The organism is Planococcus sp. RAB007_Raresut, from assembly GCF_057369535.1.
Map to the genome: position 1 here is coordinate 286772 of NZ_JBXYIF010000002.1, position 25505 is coordinate 312276.

At 48.9% G+C, this 25505-nt stretch carries 25 protein-coding genes; 22 read left to right on the top strand and 3 right to left on the bottom strand.

Annotated features, from left to right (window positions below; genetic code table 11):
• Positions 1 to 6: 6 nt before the first annotated feature.
• The 8 genes from AC2Q9J_RS05425 (at position 7) to cls (ending at position 6475) form a co-directional block, all read left to right on the top strand.
• Positions 7 to 1053, top strand: coding sequence for a ribonucleotide-diphosphate reductase subunit beta (locus tag AC2Q9J_RS05425; protein ID WP_499037881.1), 1047 nt, complete (start codon positions 7 to 9; stop codon positions 1051 to 1053).
• Positions 1034 to 1522: an NADPH-dependent FMN reductase family protein gene (locus tag AC2Q9J_RS05430; RefSeq protein ID WP_499037882.1), complete on the top strand. Its 489-nt coding sequence runs from the start codon at positions 1034 to 1036 to the stop codon at positions 1520 to 1522. Before AC2Q9J_RS05425 ends, AC2Q9J_RS05430 begins: the two co-directional genes overlap by 20 nt.
• 265 nt (positions 1523 to 1787) lie before the next feature.
• Positions 1788 to 2117, top strand: a complete 330-nt coding sequence (locus AC2Q9J_RS05435) for a PadR family transcriptional regulator (RefSeq protein WP_179135723.1) — start codon at positions 1788 to 1790, stop codon at positions 2115 to 2117.
• Positions 2114 to 3298 (top strand): DUF2812 domain-containing protein, encoded by a 1185-nt coding sequence (locus AC2Q9J_RS05440; RefSeq protein WP_499037883.1) that lies wholly within the window; start codon positions 2114 to 2116, stop codon positions 3296 to 3298. The genes AC2Q9J_RS05435 and AC2Q9J_RS05440 overlap by 4 nt, the downstream gene beginning before the upstream one ends.
• Positions 3299 to 3425: 127 nt before the next feature.
• Positions 3426 to 3977, top strand: a complete 552-nt coding sequence (locus AC2Q9J_RS05445) for a sigma-70 family RNA polymerase sigma factor (RefSeq protein WP_341201295.1) — start codon at positions 3426 to 3428, stop codon at positions 3975 to 3977.
• Positions 3964 to 4614: a hypothetical protein gene (locus AC2Q9J_RS05450; RefSeq protein WP_101801252.1), complete on the top strand. Its 651-nt coding sequence runs from the start codon at positions 3964 to 3966 to the stop codon at positions 4612 to 4614. Before AC2Q9J_RS05445 ends, AC2Q9J_RS05450 begins: the two co-directional genes overlap by 14 nt.
• Before the next feature lie 97 nt (positions 4615 to 4711).
• Positions 4712 to 4906 (top strand): hypothetical protein, encoded by a 195-nt coding sequence (locus tag AC2Q9J_RS05455; RefSeq protein ID WP_499037886.1) that lies wholly within the window; start codon positions 4712 to 4714, stop codon positions 4904 to 4906.
• A 129-nt stretch (positions 4907 to 5035) separates the two neighbouring features.
• A complete protein-coding gene (gene cls / locus AC2Q9J_RS05460; protein ID WP_282019616.1) occupies positions 5036 to 6475 on the top strand; it encodes a cardiolipin synthase in 1440 nt (479 codons plus the stop codon).
• Between the two features lie 265 nt (positions 6476 to 6740).
• On the opposite strand, the gene AC2Q9J_RS05465 is transcribed toward cls, so the two are convergent.
• From AC2Q9J_RS05465 to AC2Q9J_RS05475, 3 genes are all read right to left on the bottom strand, one after another.
• Positions 6741 to 7493 carry an ABC transporter ATP-binding protein gene (locus tag AC2Q9J_RS05465; RefSeq protein WP_499037887.1) on the bottom strand — a complete coding sequence of 251 codons (753 nt, stop codon included), beginning with the start codon at positions 7491 to 7493 and terminating at the stop codon, positions 6741 to 6743.
• Position 7494: 1 nt separating this feature from the next.
• On the bottom strand, positions 7495 to 9126 hold the full coding sequence (locus tag AC2Q9J_RS05470) for an ABC transporter permease (protein ID WP_499037889.1): 1632 nt from the start codon (positions 9124 to 9126) through the stop codon (positions 7495 to 7497).
• A 257-nt stretch (positions 9127 to 9383) separates the two neighbouring features.
• The gene (locus AC2Q9J_RS05475) at positions 9384 to 10451 is read right to left on the bottom strand and encodes a Fe(3+) ABC transporter substrate-binding protein (RefSeq protein WP_499037890.1); all 1068 of its coding nucleotides are present in this window, start codon (positions 10449 to 10451) and stop codon (positions 9384 to 9386) included.
• A gap of 211 nt (positions 10452 to 10662) precedes the next feature.
• Between AC2Q9J_RS05475 and AC2Q9J_RS05480 the strand changes: the two genes are divergently transcribed.
• The 14 genes from AC2Q9J_RS05480 to rpiA all read left to right on the top strand — a co-directional run bounded on the left by AC2Q9J_RS05480 (position 10663) and on the right by rpiA (position 25467).
• Complete coding sequence (locus tag AC2Q9J_RS05480; protein ID WP_499037891.1) at positions 10663 to 12159, top strand: amidase; 1497 nt, start codon at positions 10663 to 10665, stop codon at positions 12157 to 12159.
• A gap of 291 nt (positions 12160 to 12450) precedes the next feature.
• Complete coding sequence (locus AC2Q9J_RS05485) at positions 12451 to 13077, top strand: anthranilate synthase component II (protein WP_499037893.1); 627 nt, start codon at positions 12451 to 12453, stop codon at positions 13075 to 13077.
• Positions 13052 to 14794 (top strand): aminodeoxychorismate synthase component I, encoded by a 1743-nt coding sequence (gene pabB, locus AC2Q9J_RS05490; RefSeq protein WP_499037894.1) that lies wholly within the window; start codon positions 13052 to 13054, stop codon positions 14792 to 14794. The genes AC2Q9J_RS05485 and pabB overlap by 26 nt, the downstream gene beginning before the upstream one ends.
• Before the next feature lie 622 nt (positions 14795 to 15416).
• Positions 15417 to 16175: a 2-dehydro-3-deoxy-D-gluconate 5-dehydrogenase KduD gene (gene kduD, locus AC2Q9J_RS05495; protein ID WP_084243751.1), complete on the top strand. Its 759-nt coding sequence runs from the start codon at positions 15417 to 15419 to the stop codon at positions 16173 to 16175.
• A 113-nt stretch (positions 16176 to 16288) separates the two neighbouring features.
• On the top strand, positions 16289 to 17185 hold the full coding sequence (gnd, locus tag AC2Q9J_RS05500) for a phosphogluconate dehydrogenase (NAD(+)-dependent, decarboxylating) (RefSeq protein WP_372868705.1): 897 nt from the start codon (positions 16289 to 16291) through the stop codon (positions 17183 to 17185).
• Between the two features lie 78 nt (positions 17186 to 17263).
• A complete protein-coding gene (locus AC2Q9J_RS05505; RefSeq protein ID WP_499037897.1) occupies positions 17264 to 18322 on the top strand; it encodes a TRAP transporter substrate-binding protein in 1059 nt (352 codons plus the stop codon).
• Between the two features lie 126 nt (positions 18323 to 18448).
• Positions 18449 to 18958 (top strand): TRAP transporter small permease, encoded by a 510-nt coding sequence (locus AC2Q9J_RS05510; protein ID WP_499037899.1) that lies wholly within the window; start codon positions 18449 to 18451, stop codon positions 18956 to 18958.
• A gap of 32 nt (positions 18959 to 18990) precedes the next feature.
• Entirely contained in the window at positions 18991 to 20265 is a 1275-nt protein-coding gene (locus AC2Q9J_RS05515) for a TRAP transporter large permease (RefSeq protein WP_499037901.1), read from the top strand.
• Between the two features lie 38 nt (positions 20266 to 20303).
• Positions 20304 to 21272, top strand: coding sequence for a sugar kinase (locus AC2Q9J_RS05520; RefSeq protein ID WP_499037903.1), 969 nt, complete (start codon positions 20304 to 20306; stop codon positions 21270 to 21272).
• A gap of 18 nt (positions 21273 to 21290) precedes the next feature.
• A complete protein-coding gene (locus AC2Q9J_RS05525; protein ID WP_499037906.1) occupies positions 21291 to 21935 on the top strand; it encodes a bifunctional 4-hydroxy-2-oxoglutarate aldolase/2-dehydro-3-deoxy-phosphogluconate aldolase in 645 nt (214 codons plus the stop codon).
• Positions 21936 to 22312: 377 nt separating this feature from the next.
• Positions 22313 to 23461, top strand: coding sequence for a galactonate dehydratase (gene dgoD / locus AC2Q9J_RS05530; protein WP_499037908.1), 1149 nt, complete (start codon positions 22313 to 22315; stop codon positions 23459 to 23461).
• Positions 23462 to 23487: 26 nt separating this feature from the next.
• On the top strand, positions 23488 to 24483 hold the full coding sequence (locus AC2Q9J_RS05535; RefSeq protein WP_499037910.1) for a C-terminal binding protein: 996 nt from the start codon (positions 23488 to 23490) through the stop codon (positions 24481 to 24483).
• 20 nt (positions 24484 to 24503) lie between these two features.
• Complete coding sequence (locus AC2Q9J_RS05540) at positions 24504 to 24770, top strand: HPr family phosphocarrier protein (protein WP_499037912.1); 267 nt, start codon at positions 24504 to 24506, stop codon at positions 24768 to 24770.
• A gap of 13 nt (positions 24771 to 24783) precedes the next feature.
• Positions 24784 to 25467 (top strand): ribose-5-phosphate isomerase RpiA, encoded by a 684-nt coding sequence (rpiA, locus tag AC2Q9J_RS05545; RefSeq protein WP_499037914.1) that lies wholly within the window; start codon positions 24784 to 24786, stop codon positions 25465 to 25467.
• Positions 25468 to 25505 lie beyond the last annotated feature (38 nt).

The window sequence follows — 25505 nt, forward strand, 5'->3', positions numbered from 1 at the left end:
CTTCAAATGGCAATCGATACACCTTTAACAAAGATCAAATTACTCAATCCGGAGCATCCAAATAAATCGACAGGCATCCTGAACGGCAGATCTTCCGGTTTATTGAACTGGAACGATATTGCCTATCCTCAAATGTACGATCTGTACCAGACGCTCTTGTCGAATTTCTGGAAAGCACAGGAAATCAATATGCAGGACGACATTAAACAATGGGATCATCTGACGGATACGGAGCGGGACGTTTTCCTCCGGATCAATACGCAGTTGGCATCGCTCGATTCCTTGCAGACACCGACGATGACGATGGCGATGGATTACGTGACCGACTCAAGTTTCAAAGCGATTTTTGCGGTCATCTCCCAGCAGGAGGCGGTACACAACGAATCGTATTCCTATATATTGAGTTCGCTTGTATCGGTCGCGGAACAGAATGCGCGCTTTGACCAGGCGAAAAGCGATCCGGTCGTGCGGAAGCGCAATGATTTGATTCTTGATGCTTACGAAGAATTCCGCCAGAACCCGACGCCGCAGACTTTATTTCAGCTGGGCATCAACTCGATTAATCTCGAGGGGATTTATTTCTATGCCGGCTTTGCGTTCTTCTATCACCTGGCGCGCCAGCAGAAGATGCTGAAGACGAGCACGATGATCAGCTATATCCAGCGCGACGAGATGCAGCATGCTTACTTCATCGGTCAGTTTGTGCGCATTTTATTGACGGAGAATCCTGAGCTGAACAATGAAAAGAACATCGACTATATTTACGGGACAGTAGATCAGGCGGTGCAACTTGAAAAGGAATGGGCGGAGTATATCCTGGGGGATATCGAAGGTCTCGACCTGGACGAATTCGGTGATTATGTCGAATATCTTGCGAATAAACGACTTCGTCAGCTGGGCATGAAAAACCTCTACGAAGAGCGCAGCAATCCAATGCCATGGATTCAGGTATTCGGCGATGACATGATGAACGGCACGAAATCGGATTTCTTCGAACAGAAATCGCGCACGTATTCGAAAGTGTCCCAATCCAATGGGTTTGATGAATTGTAATCAGAAAATCGCTCTCGTCTATGCATCGGTCACCGGCAATACCGGGGCGGTGGCTGAAGTTTTGACGGAACGCTTCCGGGCTGCAGGATTTTTGCCAGACGTCTATGAGATCGGTCATTTCGATATAAATAAACTCGGACGTTACGATATAGTTATCGTCGGCACGTATACATGGGGAAGCGGAGAAATTCCGGCAGAAATGCAGGAGCTGTTTGAAGCCTTTGAAGAATTGCGGCGTCCCGAACTGGTGACGGCCGTGTTCGGGACAGGGGACAGCTTCTTTGCGGAATTCTGCGGAGCGGTCAACCGCTTCCGTGACATGCTGTATGTTCACACTAGTTTGGCCGCGACGCTGAAAATCGAACTGATGCCGCAGGAACAAGATCTGGTGCGGTGTGAAAAGTTTGTCGAAGCAGTAGTCAGGCGACTGGTGGAAGCTGATGAAAAGAGAAAACGCAAAGCGACTTGAAAGTGGAGTCGCTTTGCGTTTTTTTGACGGATTTATAGAGAATCGCCGATAAATTAGAAAAAATCGCCGATAAACGTCTGAAAATCGCCGATAAACCCAAAAAAATCGCCGATAAACAGGGTAAAATCGCTGATAAATCCTCAGAAATCGCCGATAAACGTAAAACCCCGACAAGCCTCGCACATTCCATCAGAAAATAAATATACCTTTTTATGTCACGTCGTGATATAGTCAAGGCATGACATAGTGAAAAAGAGGGCTGCCCGTGGAAATCCAGAAAATGCTGAAGAAATATGTGCCGATGACCGAGACGGCTTTCTATATTTTATTGTCATTAACAGAGCCGCGGCATGGCTACGGCATCGTCAAGCATGTGGAAGACATCACAGCCGGCCGCCTGGTGCTTGGCTCGGGTACGGTGTACGGCACGTTGACCAAGATGCAGAAAGACGGCGTGATCACGGTGTTCGCTGATGAACAGCGGAAGACCGTCTATGAGATCACGGATGCCGGCAAAGAATTGATGAAAGCGGAAATAACGAGGATTAAAGAAGTGCATCGAAATGCAATTGCGTTCGAGGGGGAATTCGGATGAAGAAAATTTACAGGCCATTCTGGAGTTATGATGTGAAGCAAACAGAAGACTGGCTGGGAGAGATGGCGGCACAAGGGTTGATCTTTACCAAGCTGAACCGCTGGACGCGCTGCTTCCATTTTCAAGAGCAGGAACCGGCGACTCGCGTGTACCGCATAGCCTATAACAAGATGAGTTCATCCGTATTGCCGAAAACGCTGCAGGCGGAAGGCTGGGAAAAGGCTGGAACCGCAGGCAACTGGGAATTCACTTTTAATGAGCAGCCCGAAAATGCTATTAAAACATCACCGATTCGTGAGGGGATCATTAAGCATAACCGCATGATTACATACATTTTTTACGGAACTTCGTTTTATGTCGCCGGTATGCTGATGGCGAATATCTCAATGCTCGCTTCTTCCTACAGACAGGACGGCAGCATTGATATAGTGGAAAGTCCGTTGTGGATCCTGACATTTATCTTCTTCGCGATCCTGTTGGGAATTATGGTTCTCGGAATTTATTCGATCGCCAAAATCACCGGGACGAATAAGGAACTTGATGGAACGACAGATGGATTCTGGCCAGTCGATGAAATCGATCAGCAGAGTGAAAAGGAATTGAAGAAGGCCGGGCGCTGGGTGACGAAAGTGAAATTCAGCTGGATGTATTCGCCCGATAAAATGGAACAATGGCTGGAGTCGATGGAACAGCGCGGTTTGAACCTTTACCGGGTCAATAAAATCGGTACCATCTTCCACTTCGTTAAAGGTGAGCCCCGCCGGATTGCATACAGTATAGATTATCAGCGAGGGCCGACCGAGAGTTATTTTGCCATCCACCGGGAAGCGGGATGGCATGAAGAGTTCACTTCGTTTTCGAATATGGAGAAGTGGACGATCTGGAGCAAAACTTACGGTGAAACCGAAGAGCGGCCGCAACTGTACAGCGATCAAAGCAGCCGCCTTAAACACGCAAAAAGGATTGCGCTGACTTATACGGCCATGTTCTCGCCGCTTGTTGCTTTCTATATTTATTTCATCATCAACATTATGATCAGTGCAGATACAATTCAGGATAGGTTTTTATGGAACAGCAGCGGCATGATGCTTCTGGCAGTACTGATATTCGGCACATTCATCTTCCGCATATGGGCGTACTACGGTCGTCTGAGAAAACAGGCAGCCGCCTGGAGTAATTGAAACAGTGACTTTTACATCATTCCAAAGGCTCCGCAATTGCGGAGCCATTTTTTCATTTATTATAAAAAGTTAGGGGTCAAAACGGTTTCGGCGCCCGTCTAATCTTTGAAGGGAGTTGCATTAGCGCATGGAAACGGCGAATAGGGAAGCATGGCAGGCGACTGCCGATGAACATGCAGTACTCGAAGATCTGATGCAGCAGTATGGCTCAGAACTCAAGCGGATTGCGTTTTTATATGTGCAGGACCAGGCGGAATGTGAAGACATCATTCAGGAAGTTTTTATCAGCGCTTTCAAGAACCTGTCGGGGTTCCGTCATGAAGCGAGCTATAAAACCTGGCTGATCCGCATGACCATCAATAAATGCAAAGATTATCACCGGCTTTGGAGCATTCGGAATCTGATTTACAAGCCAGCCGTGAAACTCCTGAAAGGAAGCAGCTCCGCTGAAGAGGAATTGATCGGCGAAGAAGATGCCAAAGAAGTGGCGGCGCAAATTGCAGCGCTGCCAGGCAAGTATAAAGAAGTTCTTATCCTTTATTATTATCAGGAAATGACGATGCAGGAGATTGCGGATGTACTGGAAATCAAGTTGAACACCGTGAAATCCCGGCTGCTGCGGGGCAAGAAGGCGCTGCAGGCAAAACTTGAAGGGGGTGTCGGCAATGGAAGGGTTTGACCGTGACATTTCAGCAAAATTAAAACGGGTGGCCACTGACAACGTCCGTTTTTCACAGGAAGAAAAAATGGCGATCCGCCAGAAGACAAAAGACGTTAAACCTGCAGCCCGGCGTGTCCAGCCTATGTATTGGACGGTGTTCGCATCGGCAGCAGTGTTGTTCCTGTTTCTCGGATTCATATATGCAACGGATTCCGGCTTATTGGAAGCGGGATCCGATACCGATTATATGGCGCCGGCGAATGGTGAAATGGCTTATACCGTCCAGGACTTGGAAGGCATCGAGTTTGAGATTGTTGAAGAGCAGCAAGTGGATGAAGTGAACCGGGTTTATACCATTGAGTTGGTAAATGGAACAGAGCATGACATCATCGATGGTGTTTTTCGGATGAGCCATCCGATTAAAATCGAGAACGGCAACAGCGGTAATCCATTCGAGGTCGACAACCGGCTCTATAATATTGAAGCTGGTAAGACGATCCGTTTTGATATGGAATTGCCGAGCGGGATTTTCGATTCTGAGCAAGTGGAGCTTGATAGCGCATCGTTGGATTTGACCGGCTATTTAAACAAGATGGAAGGAAAAAATATTTTTCAAATCACCCGTTCCAGCAGATTGGCAGAAAGCGAAGAATAATTCACCTGGCGACAGTCTGCCTTCAAAATGTGTTTAACCCAACCACAGAGGGTAAAGGTATAGCATAGAACAACCGATCAGAAAAGGAGGAATTCAGATGGCACAAGCCAAATGGGCAAAACTCGTTGCGGCCGCATTTCTTTCTGTCGGTATGCTGGCTGCCTGTGGTGATGCAGAAAACGAACAGAATAACGACGAAGATATCGATGTAACGCCGGAAGAAGGCGAAGAAGAAATTATTCCGGAAGAAGAGCCGAAAGAAGGCGAAGAAGACGAAGAAGAGGAAGACTGAACAAGCCAACCGCAAAATGCGGTTGGTTTTTTACTTTTTAAATACAAGTTCGGCGGGTATGGATTAAATAAGTATGTTTTATAAACAAAAGCCGGAACTGGAGGAGGGATTCAGATTTCATTCGAATGGATCAGTACATTAAGTAACTTGTTTATTATCTTGAATATAGTGCTGGCGTTTTTCATCTTGTTTTTTGAACGCAAAACAGCTTCTTCCGCATGGGCCTGGATCCTGATCCTCTTTTTCATCCCGATTCTGGGCTTCATCCTTTACCTGTTATTCGGAAAACCGTTGCGGAGAGATCGTCTAAAACGGCCGGCTGCCTACGAAAATGATGATTTTGAAGCGATGGTGGACCAGCAGCTGAAAGAAATAAAATCAGGGGAATCAGCAATTTCTTCGCTTGTTGCCGAGGAAATGAAAGATATTGTCCAGATGAATATGATCCGGACGGAAGCCCCATTGTCGACAGCCACGGATATTATCATTTATAACGATGGAGCAAACAAATTTGAAGCTTTATTCAATGACATAAGGCAGGCGCAAAATCATATCCACTTGCAGTATTTCATTATGAAAGACGATGATATCGGCAAGCGGCTGCTGGCTTTATTGACGGAAAAAGCACAGCAGGGGGTAAAAGTCCTGTTCCTCTATGATGACCTCGGATCCAGAAGTCTGCCGAAAGATTTCTTCGAGGAGTTGAATAGAGCCGGCGGAAGGGCAGCAGCGTTTCTGCCCGCGATTTTGTCGAGCATCAATCCGAGGCTGAACCACCGGAATCACCGAAAGTTGGTGGTGGTGGACGGAAAGGTCGGTTATATCGGCGGCTTTAATGTGGGCGATGAATATATAGGCAGGAAAAAAGAGTTCGGCTACTGGCGGGACACGCATCTCCGCGTCGAAGGGGAGATTGTCCATTCGCTGCAAAACCGCTTTTTCATCGACTGGAATCAGGCGGCCGCCAAATACCCGATGAAGTACGCCGAAAACTATTTTCCGAAGCTGGACAATAAAGAAGGGGTGCCTATGCAGATTGTTGCAAGCGGTCCACTGGAAACGCATGAAGACATTAAAAATGGATTTTTGAAGATGATTCATCATGCACGCGAATCGATCTATCTGCAGACGCCCTATTTTATTCCGGATAAATCCATAATGGACGCGCTGAAGACGGCGTCTCTCGGAGGAGTCGATGTTCAAATCATGATTCCGCACATGGCGGACCATATGTTTGTGCATTCGGCGACGCTGTCTTTCGTGCGGGAGCTGCTGCCGGACGGGGTGAAAGTGTACAGCTACAAGAATGGATTCCTGCATGCGAAGACGCTGATTGTGGACGAAAAAGCGTATACGGTCGGCTCTGCGAATATGGATATTCGCAGTTTCGCATTGAATTTCGAATTGAACGCGTTCGTCTACGACGTGGAAGCCAGTCGCAATATGGCGGACACCTTCTTCCAGGACAAGAAGCTGTCAGTCGAATTAACGGAAGAGACTTTCAAGAATCAAACTTGGCTTGAGAAAGGGAAACAGGACATCGCGAAGCTGGTTTCGCCGATTTTATAATCAAAAAAACGGAGAAAAGATGGAAAAAGCGGTCTGGAGATTTCCAAACCGCTATTTTAGGGAGTGTTTTCTGACTGTTATGCGCGGGAAACAGACTTTTATGCGCGGGACAGGCATAGTTATGCGCGGGAAACGGACGGTTATGCGCGCAAATAGCAGGTTTATGCTCAACTTAATAATTATCAGGCTTTCATGGTGTTATTCGTGCATCCGAAAGACGCCGAAAAAATCCCCGCCGCTCTTCAATCGAGCAACGGGGATTTTTTCAGTTAATGCCGATCAGATTCTTCTCGACAAAACCTTCTGTCGATGGCTGTTGCATGCCCGGCTGGCGATAGGTATCGAGCATATCGCAAGGGCGTCCGACAAAATCGATGCGCCCATCTTTTAAACGGACGATGCGGTCGGCGAGAATATGGGCATCTTTTTCATCGTGTGTAACAAAAATCGATGTGATATTCGCTTTTTTCAGGATATCGCGCAGATCTTCGCGGATTTTACCTTGAAGTTCCGCGTCGAGGTTGCTGAACGGTTCATCCAGCAGGATAAGGTGAGGATTCGGTGCAACGGCGCGCGCAATGGCGACACGCTGCTGTTGGCCGCCGCTCAATTGATGCGGGTAGCGTTTTCCGAAATCCTGTAATTCCACTAGCTCCAAGACTTCCTGGAGGCGTTTTTTCTTCTCTGCTTTTTTCATTCGGAACAAGCCAAACAGGATGTTCTCGGCAACGGTCAGATGAGGGAAAAGTGCGTAATCCTGGAATACCATGCCGATGCCGCGTTTTTCAGGCTGCAGGAAGGTTTTATTGTCAAAAAGTATTTCATCCTGGATGACGAGCCGCCCCTTTTCAGGTTTTTCGAGGCCCGCCAATAAGCGCAGCACCGTGCTTTTTCCGCTGCCGCTGCGTCCGAGGATGGAGATGACTTCCCCTTTTTCAATCTTCAGTGTGAAATTATCCAGTGCTTTGGTTTCTGCATTTGAGTACGAAAAACAGACATCTTCGATCGCCACAAACATGCTAATCCAACTCCCTTTCAAGGAACTTATAAAAGAAAACAATGGCCAGGGCACTAATACCGACAATCAGCAAGGAAGCCTGTGAAGCTTCCATGATTTTTTCATCACTTGCGTATTGAAAAGCTTTGGTGGAAAGTGTATCGAAATTGAACGGACGCAAAATGAGCGTCAACGGAATTTCTTTTAAAACATCGATGAATACCAGGATAAAGCCGCTGATGATCGCGCCTTTCATCATCGGCATATCGACTTTAAAGAATGTTTTCGTGACGCCGAGCCCGAGGGTGCGTGAAGCGTCCCGGAAATTGGTGCCGATTTTATCATATCCCGTTTCGATGGAATTATAGCCGATGGCAAAGAACCGGATAATGTAAGCTGTTACGAGCAATACGATGCTGACACTCAGGACAAGCGTCGTGCTGAAGCCGGCCCATACGTAAACCGGTGCCAGGAAGCGGTCCAGCCCAATAAAGGCGGTGACCACTGCGACGGCGATGACGGCACCGGGTATCGAATAGCCAAGAACCGTCAACCGGGGCAGCAATTTGCCGAGGCGGCCGCGCACCATGCGGGCGAAGTTGCCGACAATCAGTGCGAAAATGATGATCAAGCTCGCGCTGAGTCCGGCAACGAAAACGGAATTTTTCACGTAACTCATAAATTCACCCATCGGAATGGTGCCGAAGGTGAGGACGGTCCAGTCAATCAATTGAGCGACCGGTATAAAAAAGGCCAGTGACAGGATGATGAAGCCGTATCCTGTCGCCGCAGCCGCTTTCCAGCCTGGTAATGAAATCAGCGGAAGCGGGCGGACCTTTGTAGTTGAATAACTGTATTGGCGCCGGCCCCGGAGAAGTTTCTCAATCATCAGGATCAAAATGACAAAGCCCATCAGCGATGCCGCAAGTTTGATCGATGATTCGATATCACCGAGTCCGAACCAGGTTTGAAAAATAGCGGTTGTAAAAGTCTGAACACCATAATATTTTACCACACCATAGTCATTCAGTACTTCCAGAACGACCAGGCTGGCTCCCGCAATGATGGAAATCCGCGAAATCGGCAGCACGACCTGAAAGAAAGTCTTCCATGGCCCTTTGCCGAGGATGCGTGTGCTCTCGATCAACGAAGCGGATTGCTGGGACAGGTAAACTTGCGTAATTGAATATACATAAGGAAACAAGAACATCGTATAAATGAAAATCGCACCGGGCAGATTCATGATATCGAAAAACGCCGGATTAAGAGCGACACCAAACGTATCGCGCAATGTCGTTTGAATGATTCCCGTATGGCTCAGCATGCCGTGATAGGTATAGGCACCGATGAACGGAGGGATGGAGAGCGGCAGAATCAGCGCCCATTTCAGGAAACGGCGCATCGGGAAATCATATTGTGCGATGAGCCATGCCAGGCTCAAACCAATCATGATGGTGAAAAAGGCCGTTGCGGCAGTCAGGATCAACGAGTTTTTTACAAAGCCCCATAGCACAAATTCTTTCATATGCTCCCAATTTTCGTTGGAAGGGGTGAACAGACCGGATACAATCGTCAGGTTCGGCAGGAACAGCAGGATGATGATGATCACCGCGCCGACTGTCCAGGCATTTATATTTGCGAATCTGTGTTGCACGTTTCTGGCACCTCTTTCCAATCGCAAGAAATCCCCTGCTGCAATTGTAGTTGCAGCAAGGGCTTGCGCTTTTCTTTAATGGATAAGAAAATCAAATTATTAAAAGTTTGAAGTTTCTTTGTATGAGTCTATTCGTGTCCAGACTCCAACGGCCAGCCCCTCGAGTCGTAAGCCACTTTGGCTGCATGGCTGAAAAGACGCCATTTCGCCAAATCGTCTTACGCTTATCGGAGCTGAACGGCCGTTTCCGCTTTTCTTTATTTCCAGCCGACTTCATTGAAGATCAGGATGGCTTTAGAATTGTTGTCGCCAAGAACGGATAACGGGATATCCTGTTCTTTGAAATCACCCCATGATGCCAATAATTCGCTCGGTTCAACATTCGGGTTGACCGGATACTCATAGTTGGCGGAAGCGAAAGTTTCCTGAGCTTCCGGAGCGGAAAGGAATTCAAGCAGCTTCACTGCATTATCCTTGTTTTTCGCTGCTTTGACAACACCAGCGCCGCTGACATTGACGTGTGTGCCGGTTGTGTCCTGGTTCGGGAAGAAGACGCCAAGGCCTTCAGCAACTTTCACTTCTTCAGGATCTTCGGAATTCAGCATCTGGCCGAAGTAGTACGTGTTCATGATTGCCACATCGCCAATACCTGCAGCGATGGCTTTCGCCTGGTCGCGGTCTCCGCCTTCAGGGTCACGCGCAAAGTTATTGACCATGCCTGCTGCCCATTCTTTAGCTTGTTCTTCACCGTTGATTTCGATGAACGATGCCAACAGGGATTGATTATAAACGTTTTCAGAGCTGCGGATCAGCACGCGGCCGTTCCATTGCTCTTCAGTCAAAGCTTCATAAGTGGAAAGATCTTCAGGTTTTACTGTTTCTTTATCATACAGGATGACACGTGCACGTTTCGTCAGGCCATACCACATCTGGTCGTTGTCCTGGAAGTTTTCAGGAACTTGCTCATCCAGCAGGTCGCTTGAAACCGGCTGCAGTAATTCATCTGTTTTTGCGCGGTGCAGACGGCCGGCGTCAGCTGTCAGGAACAGATCTGCCTGTGTCGCGTCGCCTTCACGCTTGATGCGCTCAAGCAATTCATCGGCTTCGCCTTTGATGAGATTCACTTTAATGCCCGTTTCTTCTTCGAATTTTGCGTATAATTCATCGTCGACGTCGTAATGACGTGCTGTATAAAGATTAACTTCCTTGCTGTCTGTTGCCTCAGTAGCAGTTTTGCTGTCTGTTTCCTCTTCTTTCGCCTGGCCGCCACATGCAGCAAGGATCAGAGCTGATAGTGCAATGACAAGAAATAAAAGCTTTTTCATGAATAATTTCTCTCCTTTTATTTTAAATGAAAATGATTCTCAATATCAATTGTAGTGATGTAAAACTAAAAGTCAATGCCTAAATCATAAAATTTTAATATTATACAAAGAATAATAAACCCTCTTCCTATTACCGACATATGTGATGGAAAAAAATAGATGATATACTTTTTGTACATGAAACGAAATTTGAAACAGAAGGGGAATCGCAATGAACTTAAAGGATTATATGCAATTGGATGCGGTCGGAATGGCCGCTTCCTTGAAGAATAAAGAAGTAAGTGCTGCGGAATTGCTGGAACTCAGCTTTAAACGGCTGGAGCAGGTGGAGCCGGCGCTGAATGCTTTCACCGCAACACGCAGGGAGCTGGCGGAACAATCGCTGGATGGGCTGGCCGACGGAGGGTTTTCCGGCGTCCCGATGGCTTTGAAAAATATTTCACAGGCGTTGAAAGGGGAAGGGCTGACGGCCGGCTCGAAATTACTGAAAGAAATGAAAGCTGCCCAGGATTCTCATTTAACGGCGAAACTCAGAAGTGCCGGTTTTACGTTTGTGGGACATACGAATACACCGGAATTCGGATTGAAAAATATCAGCGAACCGGAACTTTATGGTCCGAGCCGCAACCCGTGGAATCCGGATCATTCCCCGGGCGGGTCAAGCGGCGGCTCAGCTGCCGCGGTCGCTTCCGGTATTGTGCCGATTGCCGGAGCAAGTGACGGAGGAGGGTCGATCCGCATTCCGGCTTCTTTTACAGGACTGTTCGGATTAAAGCCGACGCGCGGACGCATGCCCGTCGGACCCGGTGCGGGGCGGCAATGGCAAGGAGCATCCATCGATTTCGTGTTGACGAAATCAATCCGCGACAGTGCGGCCATGCTGGATTTATTGCAGACAGTGCAGCCGGCAGCCGCTTTTCACACGCCTTTATTTCCCGGGAAATACAGCGAAGAAATGGAAAAGGATTTTCAGCGGCCGTTAAGAATCGCTTTTTCAATCGACTCACCGGTTGGTACGCCGGTTTCGGCAGATGCGCGCCAAGCGGTAATGAAAACAGCGAAGTGGCTCGAACAGCAAGGGCATCACGTTGAAGAAAAGGGCAATGGCATCGATGGTATCGGGTTGATGCGGGATTATTACTTGATGAACAGCGGAGAAATGGCACTGCTCGTACGCAATCTGGAAAAAGGTGCGGGCCGGGAACTGACAGCGGTGGATATGGAAATCGAATCGTGGCTGCTGAGCCAGGCGGGATTGAAAGTGTCGGCTGCCGATTACTCAGCGAGTCTCGCTTCATGGGATGCGGCTGCAGCGAAGATGGCCGTGCTGCATGAAAGCTATGACTTCTATCTGACTCCCGCAACGGCCTTTCCGGCGCCGAAAGTCGGCGAACTGACGCATAGCCGGGAATCGCGCGAAGGATTGCTCAGCAGTTGGGAACAGGCTTCGACGATGGCGGCTCAGCAGCAGATCATCTACGATATGTTCCTGCCGAGCCTGACTTATACGCCGTATACGCAACTTGCCAATTTAACAGGCCAGCCGGCGGTATCGATTCCGGTCCATGTTACGGAAAACGGTCTGCCGCTGGGTGTGCAGGTGATGGCGGGCAAAGGGCAGGAGCATCTGCTGCTGCAATTGGCGCGCCAGATTGAACAAACGGATCTATGGGAAGGAATGAAGAAGAATCCCGGCTTGAAGAATTAACGGGGCTTGAGTGTGGCTTGTGGATTTTAAGGAATCGCCGATAAAAGCAAAAAAATCGCCGATAAACCATGAAAAATCGCTGATAAACGTAAAAAAATCGCCGATAAACCTCCGAAAATCGCCGATAAATCCCAAAAAATCGCCGATAAACGCAAGCTGGCCTTGAATCCTTTCCATGGCTTCTTGCAGTTCAGATACAATCTGATATTTGGGCAGAAGTCCGCTTTTCAATTATCCGGTGAAACACGTATAATGAAACAGCCTGACAACCTTATTGAAGAGGTGTTTTCCATGATTCTTATTATCGATAATTACGATTCATTCACATATAATCTTGTGCATTATTTTGAACAGCTGGACCCCGAAGTGCGGGTTTTTCAGAATGCCGAAATCAAGGCAGAAGAAATCGACAAACTGGCTCCGGACCTCATCGTCCTGTCGCCTGGTCCCGGCCGTCCTTCAATGGAAGGGGCCAGCCGCGAAGTGCTTGAAAAGCTGAGATGCAAAATGTCGATTTTAGGTGTCTGCCTCGGCCATCAGGCGATTGTCGAATATTTTGGGGGTGCCATTGTCAAAGGCAGCCAGCCCGTCCATGGCAAAGTGTTCGAGATGACTCACGATAGGAGAGGGTTGTTCAAAGGCATCCATTCGCCGACACAAATTACCCGATATCATTCATTGGAAGCTCAAGCAGGGTCGATGCCGGACTGCCTGGAAATCACTGCACGGACAAGTGACGGTGCTGTGATGGCCGTGCGCCATCGTGAATTGCCCATAACCGGCATTCAATTTCACCCCGAATCCATCATGACGCTAGATGGCTTTCAGATGCTGAAAAACGCCTGCGAGCAAGCGAAAGCCTGGAAGTCAGCGCAGAAAGGAGATGCGGCAGATGAAGAAACCCTATCTTCTTTTTGAGTTTCAAAACGAGCAGGGAAACATCGAACCGCTCGCATTTTCAGAGCCGGTGCGGATTTTGCAAACGAGTGTGCTCTCAGAAGTTCCTTCTATTATAGAAGAAATCGATCAGGCCACAGAGCAGGGCTTTTACGCCGCCGGATTTGTCTCGTACGAAGCGGCACCGGCTTTTCATCCTGAAATGAAAACCCGCGGAATCGCTTCACTGCCGTTATTATGGTTTGGGATTTATAAGAACCCTGACGTTAGGAAAGACAGTGTATCCGATTCTGAACCCTACTCAGTTGGCGACTGGAAACTCGCCGGCTCGCCAGCGCATTACCAAAACGGCATTGCCAACATTAAAAACGCGATTGCTGAAGGACATACTTACCAAGTCAATTACACCGAGCGGCTGCATGCGGATTTCAGTGGCAGTGATTTTGCTTTTTACCGCCAGCTGGCGCGCAATCAACAGGCAGGCTATGGCGCTTATCTCAATATCGGCGATTACAGCATCCTGTCTGCCTCACCTGAACTTTTCTTCAAAGTAAAGAACGGCAAGCTGACAACCAAGCCGATGAAAGGCACGGCACCAAGAGGCCGCACACTTGATGAAGACAAGACGCGCATTGCCGAACTGCGGGCTTCTGAAAAAGAGCGGGCAGAGAACCTGATGATCGTGGACTTGCTTCGAAATGATATGAGCCGTCTTGCCAAGAGAGGATCGGTCAAAGTCGACAAACTGTTTGAAGTGGAAACGTATCCGACCGTCCACCAGATGACGTCGACAATCACGGCGGAGCTTACTCCGGATTTAACGATGATGGACTGGTTCAAGGCTTTATTTCCTTGCGGGTCAATCACCGGCGCACCGAAAATCAGCACGATGGAGACGATCGCGGCACTCGAGTCGACACCGAGGGAAGTATATTGCGGGGCTATCGGATACATAACGCCAGCTAAAGATGCGGTGTTCAGTGTGCCGATCCGCACAGTGGTTGTTGACAAGGAAACGAATCGCGCGCGTTACGGCGTCGGCGGGGGAGTGACTTGGGATTCGACTTCGGAAGGCGAATTCAAAGAACTGCAGACGAAAGCAGAAGTGCTGACAACGCGCAGGCCAGAGTTCGAGCTGCTTGAATCGCTGAAGCTCGAGAACGGAATGTACCCTTTGCAGTCTTATCATATGAAGCGTTTGCTCGACTCGGCTGCTTATTTTAATTTCCCAGTGGATGAAGCGGCGATAATCACAAGCATTTCCAAACTTGCAAAGGAATTTCCGCAGGGGACCTTCAAAGTACGGCTATTGCTCAGCCGCACAGGCGAGTTCAATCTGGAGGCGCAGGAAACGGCGACAATCACTGAGCCGGTGTATTGCAGTCTGGCTGACGCCGCCATCGACAGCGGGAATCCATTTCTTTTTCATAAAACCACGTACCGCCAAGTTTATGAACAAGCCGCGGAAACAATGCCGGCGGATGCTTTTTCGGTATTATTATGGAATGAAAGACAGGAACTCACGGAATTTGCGATCGGCAATCTGGCAGTCGAAAAAGATGGAGAGTTTTTCACGCCGCCCGTGAGCTGCGGATTATTGCCGGGGACTTTCCGACAGCAGCTGTTGGATGCAGGAGAACTTAAGGAAAAAGTCATCCGCAGAGATGAACTTGAAGATTATGATGCTGTTTGGTTCATCAATAGCGTCCGTGGCTGGCTGCGGGTGGAAATGATCTGAAGAAAAAATGAAGCGGCAGGCTTTTCGTCTACGAAAAGCCTGCCGCTTTTTGTTTTTAGCTAAAAGGAAGTGAAAATTTAATCAGTGGAAGGCTAGAAAAATTTCTATGATCACTCAAACGATTCTATGATTACTCAAACGATTCTATGATCACTCAAATGATTCTATGATCACTCAAACGATTCTATGATCACTCAAACGATTCTATGATCACTCAAACGATTCTATGATCATTCAACGTATTTCACCCACATCTATAACTCCAGCCAACCCACTTGGCAGTTTCCTATCTCCGATAGCATGTCAACTTTCCCTAAAAGCTGCAACTCCTCCTACCAGTGAACCAGTCTTATGGAACTAAATTCCGTAAGTGACATCGCATTTAGATAAAACATTTTTCGATAATTTAAAATAATGGTTGAAATAATTTCCGTACGCTTTATAATAAAGTTTATGGAAGGGTTTACATTCTCTTCTTTCAAACGAAATTACCCACATAATTTCGCGGGGTAAACGCATTATTAACTGGATAGCAACACGGAATTTATTTCCGTAATATATGTTGGCATTGGACGATTCAACACACACCGTCAAGCCGACGGCAGAAAGCGGGGGTTCGATTATCAATCAATCACTTTTTGATCTGACAGGAAAAACCGCGGTGATCACCGGCGGCAACCGGGGGCTCGGGAAAGAAATTTCACTGGGATTGGCGAGAGCAGGAGCGGATATTGTCGTTGTTGCAAGAACCATCGATGAAGCGGTGCTGGATGAAATCCGAAAACTCGGCGTGAAAGCGGCGAAAGTGGAATTCGACTTGCTGAATTTTGAACAATACGGCGAATTGCTGGAGCGCTGCAAGGAATTGACTGGCAGCATCGACATCCTCATCAACAATGCCGGTGTTCAAAAGCGGCATGATTCGACCGATTTCCCTAAGCAGGACTGGGATTTTGTAATGGACGTCAACGCCAATGCGGCATTCTTCATGTGCCAGACATTCGGGGCGCATATGCTGGAAAACGGCAGAGGCAAGATCATCAATCTGGCTTCGCTGCTTTCTTACCAGGGCGGCCTTCGGGTTCCTGCTTACGCGGCGAGCAAAGGAGCCGTGATCCAGTTTACGAAATCGCTGGCCAATGAATGGGCGCATCGCGGCGTCAACGTCAATGCCATCGCTCCGGGCTATATGGATACGGAGATGAATACGGCATTGCTGGCTGACGAAACGCGCAACCGCCAAATCCTTGAACGCATTCCGGCGGGACGCTGGGGCAAACCTGAGGATATGCAAGGGGCCGCCATTTTTCTCGCTTCCGCTGCTTCCGATTATCTCCACGGCATCACCATTCCGGTGGACGGTGGCTGGCTCGGAAGATAAATCACTAAAACAGCAAAAAAATAATAAAATACTTCTTGAAATGGACAGCGGCATACGATAAAGTTTGACGGGCGCCGAATGTTTTCTGAAGTGGAAAGAAAGGGGTTACAAGCATGAAGTTAGCAATGATAGGCGTCGGCAAGATGGGCTACAACCTGGCGTTGAACATGATGGACAATGGCCATCAGGTAGTGGCGCACGATGCAAACAGTGAGCAAGTTGACAAAATCGCGGCTGATGGCGCGATTGGCGCATATTCACTCGAAGAAGTCGTTCAACAATTAGAAAAACCCCGCGTTTTGATGATGCTGGTGCCGCACGGCGAGATTACGGAAAATGTCATTGCGACATTAAAACCGCTTCTTGACGAAGGCGACATCATCATCGATGGAGGCAACTCCAATTATAAAGAATCGGTGAGACTCGGTGAAAGCCTGAAAGAAAAAGGCATCCACTTCATGGATTGCGGAACAAGCGGCGGTGTTTCCGGCGCGCGTGAAGGAATCTGCACAATGATCGGCGGAGACCCGGAAGCGTTCAAAATCATCGAACCGGTCATCAAGAGCGTTTCTGTCGAAAACGGTTATTTCTATACCGGCGAACTCGGCAGCGGACATTTCCTTAAGATGATTCATAACGGCATCGAGTACGGGATGATGCAGGCGATGGCTGAAGGCTTCGATATCCTCGAGAAGAGCGACTACGATTACGACCTGGAAGGCGTGGCGAAAGTCTGGAACAACGGTTCCGTCATCCGCTCATGGCTGATGGAATTGGTCGAAAGCGCATTTTCGAAAGATCCGAAACTGGAAGAGATCCGCGGCGTCATGAACTCTTCGGGTGAAGGGAAATGGACGGTTGAAACCGCGCTTGATCTTCAGGTGCCGGCTCCGGTCATCACGATGTCACTGCTGATGCGCTACCGTTCACAGGAAGACGATACCTTCACCGGTAAAGTCGTAGCAGCGCTCCGCAATGAATTCGGCGGCCACGCAGTCGTCAAAAAATAATTCGGTTACACACGCTTCACCACATAAAATCATTTACAAATTTCACACCAAATAAAACATGAAAAAGGGGAGACTGACATGAGAAAGATTTTTTCTTTATTCGTATTGGCAATGATGGTATTGGTTCTTGCAGCATGCGGAGGCGGAAACGACGAAGCATCTGAAGGTTCGGCAAGCGAAGGCGAAGGATCAGGCGAAACAAAAACAATCCGCGCTGGTATCGGCCTTAACGATTCACACCCGCAATACCTGGCATTATTGGAATGGAAAAAAATTGTTGAAGAGAAAACTGACGGCGCGATCAAAGTTGAAACTTACCACAGCAGCCAATTGGGCGATGACCGCGCAATGACTGAAGCGCTGCAGCTTGGTTCACAGGAAGTAACAATTCCTTCAACAGCACCAATCGCTAACTTTGTACCTGAATACAGCGTATTTGATTTCCCGTTCCTGTTCCCGAACGAGCAAGTAGCGGATAAAGTATTGGACGGCGAAGTTGGACAGAAATTCCTTGATAAATTGGAAGACCAGAACCTTGTAGGCCTTGCTTACTGGGAAAATGGATTCCGTGATGTAACAAACAGCGAACGCGCAATCGAATCTGCAAGTGATTTCGAAGGTTTGAAATTGCGTACAATGGAAAACGATCTGCACCTTGACGCTTTCAAAGCACTTGGAGCTAACCCGACGCCAATGGCATTCGGTGAATTGTTTACAGCAATGCAGCAAGGTACTGTCGATGGTCAGGAAAACCCGATCCCGACAATCTACCTGCAAGGTTTCTACGAAGTGCAGGATTACGTTTCTACAACACACCATATCTACAGCCCATTCGTATTCTTGATGAGCAAGGAATTCTTTGATGGTTTGACTGAAGAGCAGCAAACAATTGTAACAGAAGCAGCTGTTGAAGCCGGCGCACTTAACCGTGAACTTAACCGTGAAGCTGTTGCTGAATATGCTGACGAATTGAAAGCTGAAGGCATGAACTACAATGACGTAACTCCAGAAGCGCGTGCTGAAATGGTTAAAATCGTTCAGCCTGTCCTTGATGAGTACGCAGAAAAAATCGGTAAAGAAACTGTTCAGGAAGTCTACGACGCTGTCGCAGAAGCTGAAGCAGAATTGGCAGAATAATAAATAGGCAACGGCTTTGGGGAGGAATATTTCCTCAAAGCCGTTTTCTTGCTTTTCAGGTTATGGAATTTACATCTGATAACTCCCCTTGTATACACATAAAACTTATTGATAAAGGAGACCGACATGAAAATCATACATTGGTTAGACCGGCATATCGAAGAAGTGTTATTGGTGCTTTTTTCCACGATCATGGTAGCGGTCATTTTCCTGCAAGTGGTCATGAGACAACTCGACAGTTCTTTGTCCTGGACTGAAGAACTGGCGCGCTACAGCTTTATCTGGCTGGTCTATATCGGCATCAGCTACGGCGTCAAAAAAGACCGGCACATCAAAGTGGATGTCCTGTTATTGGTGCTTAAAAACAAAGGCAAAATCATTTTGACGATCATCGCTAATCTGCTGTTCATCGCTTTCGCCATTTTCGTTATCCGCTATGGCTACGATATAGCGAGCCAGCTGCTGGCATTCGGCCAGAAATCTCCGGCCAACCAGATTCCGATGGGACTTATCTACCTTGCAACGCCGATCGGCATGGGCTTGACGCTGATCCGTCTGGTGCAGAATCTCGTGAAACACATCAAAGCGTTAAAGCATGAAATGAACCAGGATAAGAAAGTCGAAAAACTAGGGTAAGCCCGGAATGAAACATCTAGGAGGTTTATAGAATGACTATTGCAGTGTTATTTGGCAGCTTTGCGCTTTTGCTGATCCTGACGGTGCCAATTGGTATCGCAATCGGCTTATCAACACTTATCACAATTATGTATACAGGCAGTCTGCCGGTCGAATTCCTTGCGAAGGAATTGATCACATCTGTCGATTCGTTCCCGTTGATGGCGGTTCCGTTCTTCATCCTTGCCGGTGAAATCATGGGCAAGGGAGGCATATCCGAACGCCTCTTCAATGTAGCGAATGCGCTAGTCGGCAATAGAACCGGCGGCTTCGCCATTGCAACAATCATCACGTGTATGTTTTTCGCAGCCATTTCCGGATCCGGCCCCGCAACAGTTGCGGCAATCGGCGGAATCATGATTCCTGCAATGGTGCGCCAGGGTTATGACATTAAATTCGCAACGGCTACTGTAGCGGCAGCCGGATCGATCGGTGTTATCATCCCGCCGAGTATTCCAATGGTCATCTACGGAGTAACAGGCAGCGTATCAATCGGTGATCTTTTCATCGCCGGTATCGTTCCCGGAATCCTTGTCGGTTTGTCAATGATCGCCTGGGCTTACTTCTATTCGAAAAGAAAAGGCTATAAGGGTCTGGAAGAAAAGACCTCATTCAAAAAAATCGGTATCGCTTTCTGGGAAGCGAAATGGGCATTGCTTATTCCCATCATCATCCTTGGCGGTATTTACGGCGGTTACTTCACGCCGACAGAAGCTGCTGTTATTGCAGTCGTCTATGGTTTATTCGCAGCGATGGTCCTATACCGCGCATTGAAAATCCGCGATCTGCCGAAAGTCATCATCGATTCCGCATTGACGACAGCGACTGTGCTGATCATCGTCGGAACGGCAAACGCTTTTGGACGTCTTTTGACAATCGAACAGGTGCCGGTCCAAATTGCCGACGCCATGCTGTCGGTTTCAACAAATCAATACGTGATCATCCTGTTGATCATGCTGCTATTGCTGGTCGTCGGCATGTTCATGGATACACTTGCTGCCATCATCATCCTGACGCCGATTTTGCTTCCGATTGCGGTTCAAATCGGTTATGATCCGGTGCATTTCGGTATCTTGATGGTCGTCAACCTGGCAATCGGTTTCTTCACACCACCGGTCGGAGTCAACTTATTCGTCGCATCCGGAATTTCCGGCGTATCGATCGAATCGCTGTCCCGCGCCGTCTTGCCATTCGTTCTTTCAATGATCATCACATTATTATTCCTGACATTCGTTCCGGCTATCACGATGTTCTTCATTCCGGAGTAATGAAACCGGGAATTACGTTAGAGAAGGTTGTGTCTTAATTGGAGAAATCAGAAGTGTTTACATTCGGCGAAACGATGGTGCTGTTCCAGCCTGAGCAGATGCTGCCGCTCGAATACATCCATCAGTTTCCAAAGAAAATCGGGGGAGCGGAATCGAATGTCGCGATTGGCCTCACAAGACTTGGCCATTCCGTTACGTGGTTCAGCAAACTCGGCAACGACCCATTCGGGCGTTTTGTATTGAAAAGTATACGCGGAGAAGGCGTCGACGTTTCGTCCTGTCTGCTGACGGATGAAGCGCCGACTGGCCTCCTGTTCAAAGAACAATTATCACCGGAAGACATGAACGTCTATTATTACCGGAAAGGATCTGCCGCGAGCCTGATGCAGCCGGAGGAACTGGATGCCGGCGCAATCGCGTCCGCGCGCATCCTGCATATCAGCGGTATCACGCCAGCGCTAAGCGAGTCGGCGCTTGCCACTGTCATGGAAGCAATCGATATCGCGAAACGCAACGGCACGAAAATCGTTTTTGACCCGAACCTGCGCCTGAAATTGTGGAGCGCTGAAGAGGCGAAGAAGACATTCAATGAAATCGCCGCAAGCGCAGATGTCATCTTGCCTGGACTTGATGAAGGCCAGCTGATGACCGGCGAAACGGATGTTGAAACAGTGGCAGAAGCGCTCGCTGATGGTGACAATGAAAAAATCATCGTCATCAAACTGGGCGATAAAGGGGCTTACCTGCATGCGGGTGAGGAGAAAGCTTATATAGAAGGATTTCCGGCAGACCGCATCGTCGATCCTGTCGGCGCCGGAGACGGTTTTGCCGCAGGTGTCATCAGCGGCCTGCTGCGCGAAGAGCCACTGGCACAGGCGGTCCGACGCGCTAACGCAATCGGCGCAATGGTCGTAGGCGTCAGCGGGGACATTGAAGGCTTGCCAACATTCGAAGCAGTCGAACGCTTCATGAAACCAGCCGGCGCCAACCGCGACGTTAAACGCTAAACCGAGGAGGAAGCAGCCATGAAAAAATGGGAAGACCTTATTCGCCTAAAAGAATCAGGACTCATCGCAGTCATCCGTAAACCCAAACAATCACAGATCCACCAAATCGCGGAAGCGCTTGTCGAAGGCGGCACGGGTGCCCTTGAAATCACACTGGACACTCCTGGCGCACTCGGCATGATCCGCGACCTGAAAGAGAAATTCGGTGATCGCGTCCTTGTCGGCGCAGGTACCGTCCTCGATGCGCCATCCGCCAAAATGGCGATTGATGCCGGGTCGGATTTCATCTTCTGCCCGAGCTTCGACATCGAAACCATCCAAATGGCGAACCGCTACGGCCGCATCTCCATTCCAGGCGTCATGACGCCGACTGAAATCGTCAACGCTTATTCCGCAGGCGCCGACCTCTTGAAAATCTTTCCGGGTGCCGCACTCGGGGAAGCTTATATCAAAGATCTGCAAGGGCCGCTCGGCCACATTCCGATGATGCCGACGGGCGGCGTTTCATTGGATAATGTCGAAACGTTCATCCGAAATGGTGCCGTGGCAGTCGGAGCTGGCGGCTCACTCGTCGACAGCAAAGCGATTGCTGAAGAACGCTACGAAGTGTTGACGGACCTGTCCCGTCAGTTTATCGGGAAAATTAAAAACGCTCGGAGTTAAATCCGGCGTTTTTTGGCGTTGAGCGAAGTGGAGAATGACCCTGCGTCAGTGTTATTGGAGTCTTATTGGCAGAAAATCGGCGAACGCCGATATATCTCGCTGATCGCTGATATAATTTCCTGAACGCCGATATAAATCGCTGAACGCCGATTTAATTTCCTGAGCGCTGATATAATCTCCCGAACGCCGATATCCGATAAATCATCGAAATAATAGACAAAGAAACCAGCGCAACAAGCTGAATATAAGAAGAATCAGGTTTTATTTCCATAAAAATCTCTGCAAAAACCAAAATCAAAAGACAAACGGATGCTTTTCGCACGCGAAAAGCGAAAAACCGGACATAAAGATCATAAAAAAGAAACGAGGGTTTTATTGTGAAAATCACGAAGCTGGAAACATTTATCGTTCCGCCGAGATGGCTGTTCCTGAAAATCGAAACCGACGAAGGCATTGTCGGCTGGGGAGAGCCGGTCGTTGAAGGCCGCGCCGCTACAGTCGAAGCTGCTGTCCATGAACTCGCAGATTACCTGATCGGCAAAGATCCGCGCCGCATCGAAGATTTGTGGCAGACCATGTACCGCTCAGGTTTTTACCGCGGAGGCCCGATTTTGATGAGCGCGATTGCCGGCATTGACCAAGCACTGTGGGATATCAAAGGGAAATATCATAATGCACCGATTTCAGAATTGATGGGTGGAGCAGTCCGTGATTCGGTCCGCGTCTACTCGTGGATTGGCGGTGACCGGCCTAACGAAGTCGGCACTGCGGCAAAAGCGGCTGTCGAAGCCGGATTCAGCGCTGTGAAGATGAACGGTACGGAAGAGTTGCAGTACATCGATTCCTACGAAAAAGTCGATCAGGCGGTTGAACGCATTGCGGCAGTCCGGGATGCGGTCGGCAAATATGTCGGCATCGGCATCGATTTCCATGGCCGTGTACATAAACCGATGGCGAAAATCCTCGTTAAAGAGCTTGAGCAATTCCGTCCGATGTTCATCGAAGAGCCGGTCTTGCCGGAAAACAATGAAGCCCTGCGTGAAATCGCGCATATCACCAATATTCCGATTGCGACAGGTGAGCGCATGTTCTCGAAATGGGATTTCAAGAAAATCCTGTCTGACGGCTACGTCGACATCATCCAACCGGATCTGTCGCACGCAGGCGGAATCACGGAATGCAAGAAGATCTTCGCAATGGCGGAAGCTTATGATGTGGCGGTTGCGCCGCATTGCCCGCTCGGCCCGATCGCTTTGGCGTCCTGCCTGCAGGTCGACGCCACGTCGCATAACGTCTTCATCCAGGAACAGAGCCTCGGCATCCATTACAACCAGGGCAGCGATCTGCTCGATTACCTGAACGACAAAACGGTCTTCGAGTACAAAGACGGCTATGTCGACATGCTGCAAAACGCAGGTCTTGGCATTTCCATCAATGAAGACTTCGTCCGCGAACAGGCGAAAATCGGCCACAACTGGAAAAACCCGGTATGGCGCCATAAAGACGGCTCCATCGCTGAGTGGTAAAAGTAAATTTAAAGGAGAGACCCCCCATGAGTCCATTCAAAGTGGTCGTCACCGACTACGAATACAGCACATTCGCACCGGAAGAAGCCGTTCTGGATAAGCTTGGCATCAAACTGACTTTCGAACAATGCAAAACGGAAGACGACGTCATCGCCGCCTGCAAAGACGCTGATGCACTGATCAACCAGTATGCGCCGATCACGCGCAAAGTCATCGAACAGCTCGATAACTGCAAAGTCATTTCACGCTACGGCGTTGGCTTTAACACAATCGACGTCGATGCTGCGACAGAAAAAGGCATCATCGTCGGCAACGTCACTGACTATTGCCTGGATGAAGTCTCGAACCATGCGGTGGCATTGCTGCTGTCATTGGCGCGCAAAGTGACGCTTCTCAATAACTCGGTGAAAAATGGCATCTGGGATTTTAAAGTCGCAGTGCCGATTTACCGTCTGCAAGGGAAGACGCTCGGCCTTGTCGGTTTCGGCAACATCCCGCAGACCGTAGCGAGAAAAGCGAAGGCATTCGATCTGAACGTCATCGCCTACGACCCATTCGTGGCACCGGAAGTCGCTGCCGCGCAAAACGTCGAACTCGTGACGCTCGAAGAATTATGCAAGCGCTCGGATTACCTTTCTGTCCATGTGCCGCTCAATGCGCATACGGAAAAGATGATAAGCACGAAAGAATTCGCTATGATGAAAAAAGAAGCATTTATCATCAACACGGCCCGCGGGCCGATCATCGATGAACAGGCACTGATCGAAGCGCTGCAGGCAGGAACGATTGCCGGCGCCGGCCTTGATGTGCTTGAAACAGAGCCGATTGCCGCCGACAACCCGCTTCTGGCAATGGACAATGTCATTCTGAACCCGCATTCCGCTTTTTATTCTGTTGAAGCGGAAACGGAACTCAAGCGCAAGACGGCTGAAAACGTGGCCGACGTGCTGTCGGGTTATTATCCGACCTATCTCGTCAATAAAGCCGTGAAAGAGAAAGTGAAATTGGAAGACAAGCTGTAACCAATAAAGGAGGAATTTTCATGGAGAAAAGCGTATCGAAAGACATTACCGTTAATATTTCGGACAAGACGACCATCGTCGAAGTCAGTAAAGCGACACAGAAATACCAGTCGGAGATTTACCTGAAGAAATCAGTTAACGGCACGCCTTACGAAATCAACCTGAAAAGTTTCCTTGGCCTGATTACGCTGCAATTGCGCAATGGCGATGAACTCACTATCCGCACAGTCGGTGAAGATGCAGAAGAAGCGATGGCGGACGTCATTTCCTATTTGAGCCAGGGCTAAGGAGGCGTTTCGGATGACAGAGAATCAGGACCTTTACAAAAAAGCCGCAGCTGAACAGGCAGTGGAATACGTGGAAGACGGCATGGTGCTTGGTCTTGGTTCCGGCACGACCGTCTATTGGCTGCTGAAGCGCCTCGGCGAACTCGTCGATCAGGGCCTCAACATCAAAGGCATCCCGTCGTCACTCAGGACAGCGGAATGGGCGAAGGAATTCGGCATTCCGCTGACGGATTTCTCGGAAGTCGAAACACTCGATCTGGCGATTGATGGAGCGGATGAAATCGATCCGGATTTCCAGCTCACCAAAGGCGGCGGCGGCTCGCTCGTCCGCGAGAAGCTCGTCAACGCACATGCCAAGCAAGTCATCATCATCGCTGACCAGTCGAAAATGGTCGGCCAACTCGGGAACTTCCCGTTGCCGGTCGAAGTTCTCCAATTTGCTTGGCAGCGAACGGCTGACAAAATCGCCGCGCTCGGCGCTAAGCCGGTGCTGCGGGAGCGGGATGGCGAAGTGTTCGTGTCGAACAACGGCAATTACATCCTCGACTGCGCCTTCGGAACGATCGAAGATCCGCATGCGCTCCATAACGAACTCAAGCTGCTGCTTGGCGTCGTCGAAACCGGCCTGTTTATCGATATGACCGATAAAGTCATTTTAGCGGGCCCGGACGGTGCGCAGGTAATCAATAAAAACTAATATCTTCGGACAATGAAAGAACGTCCGCAAAAGTCTTC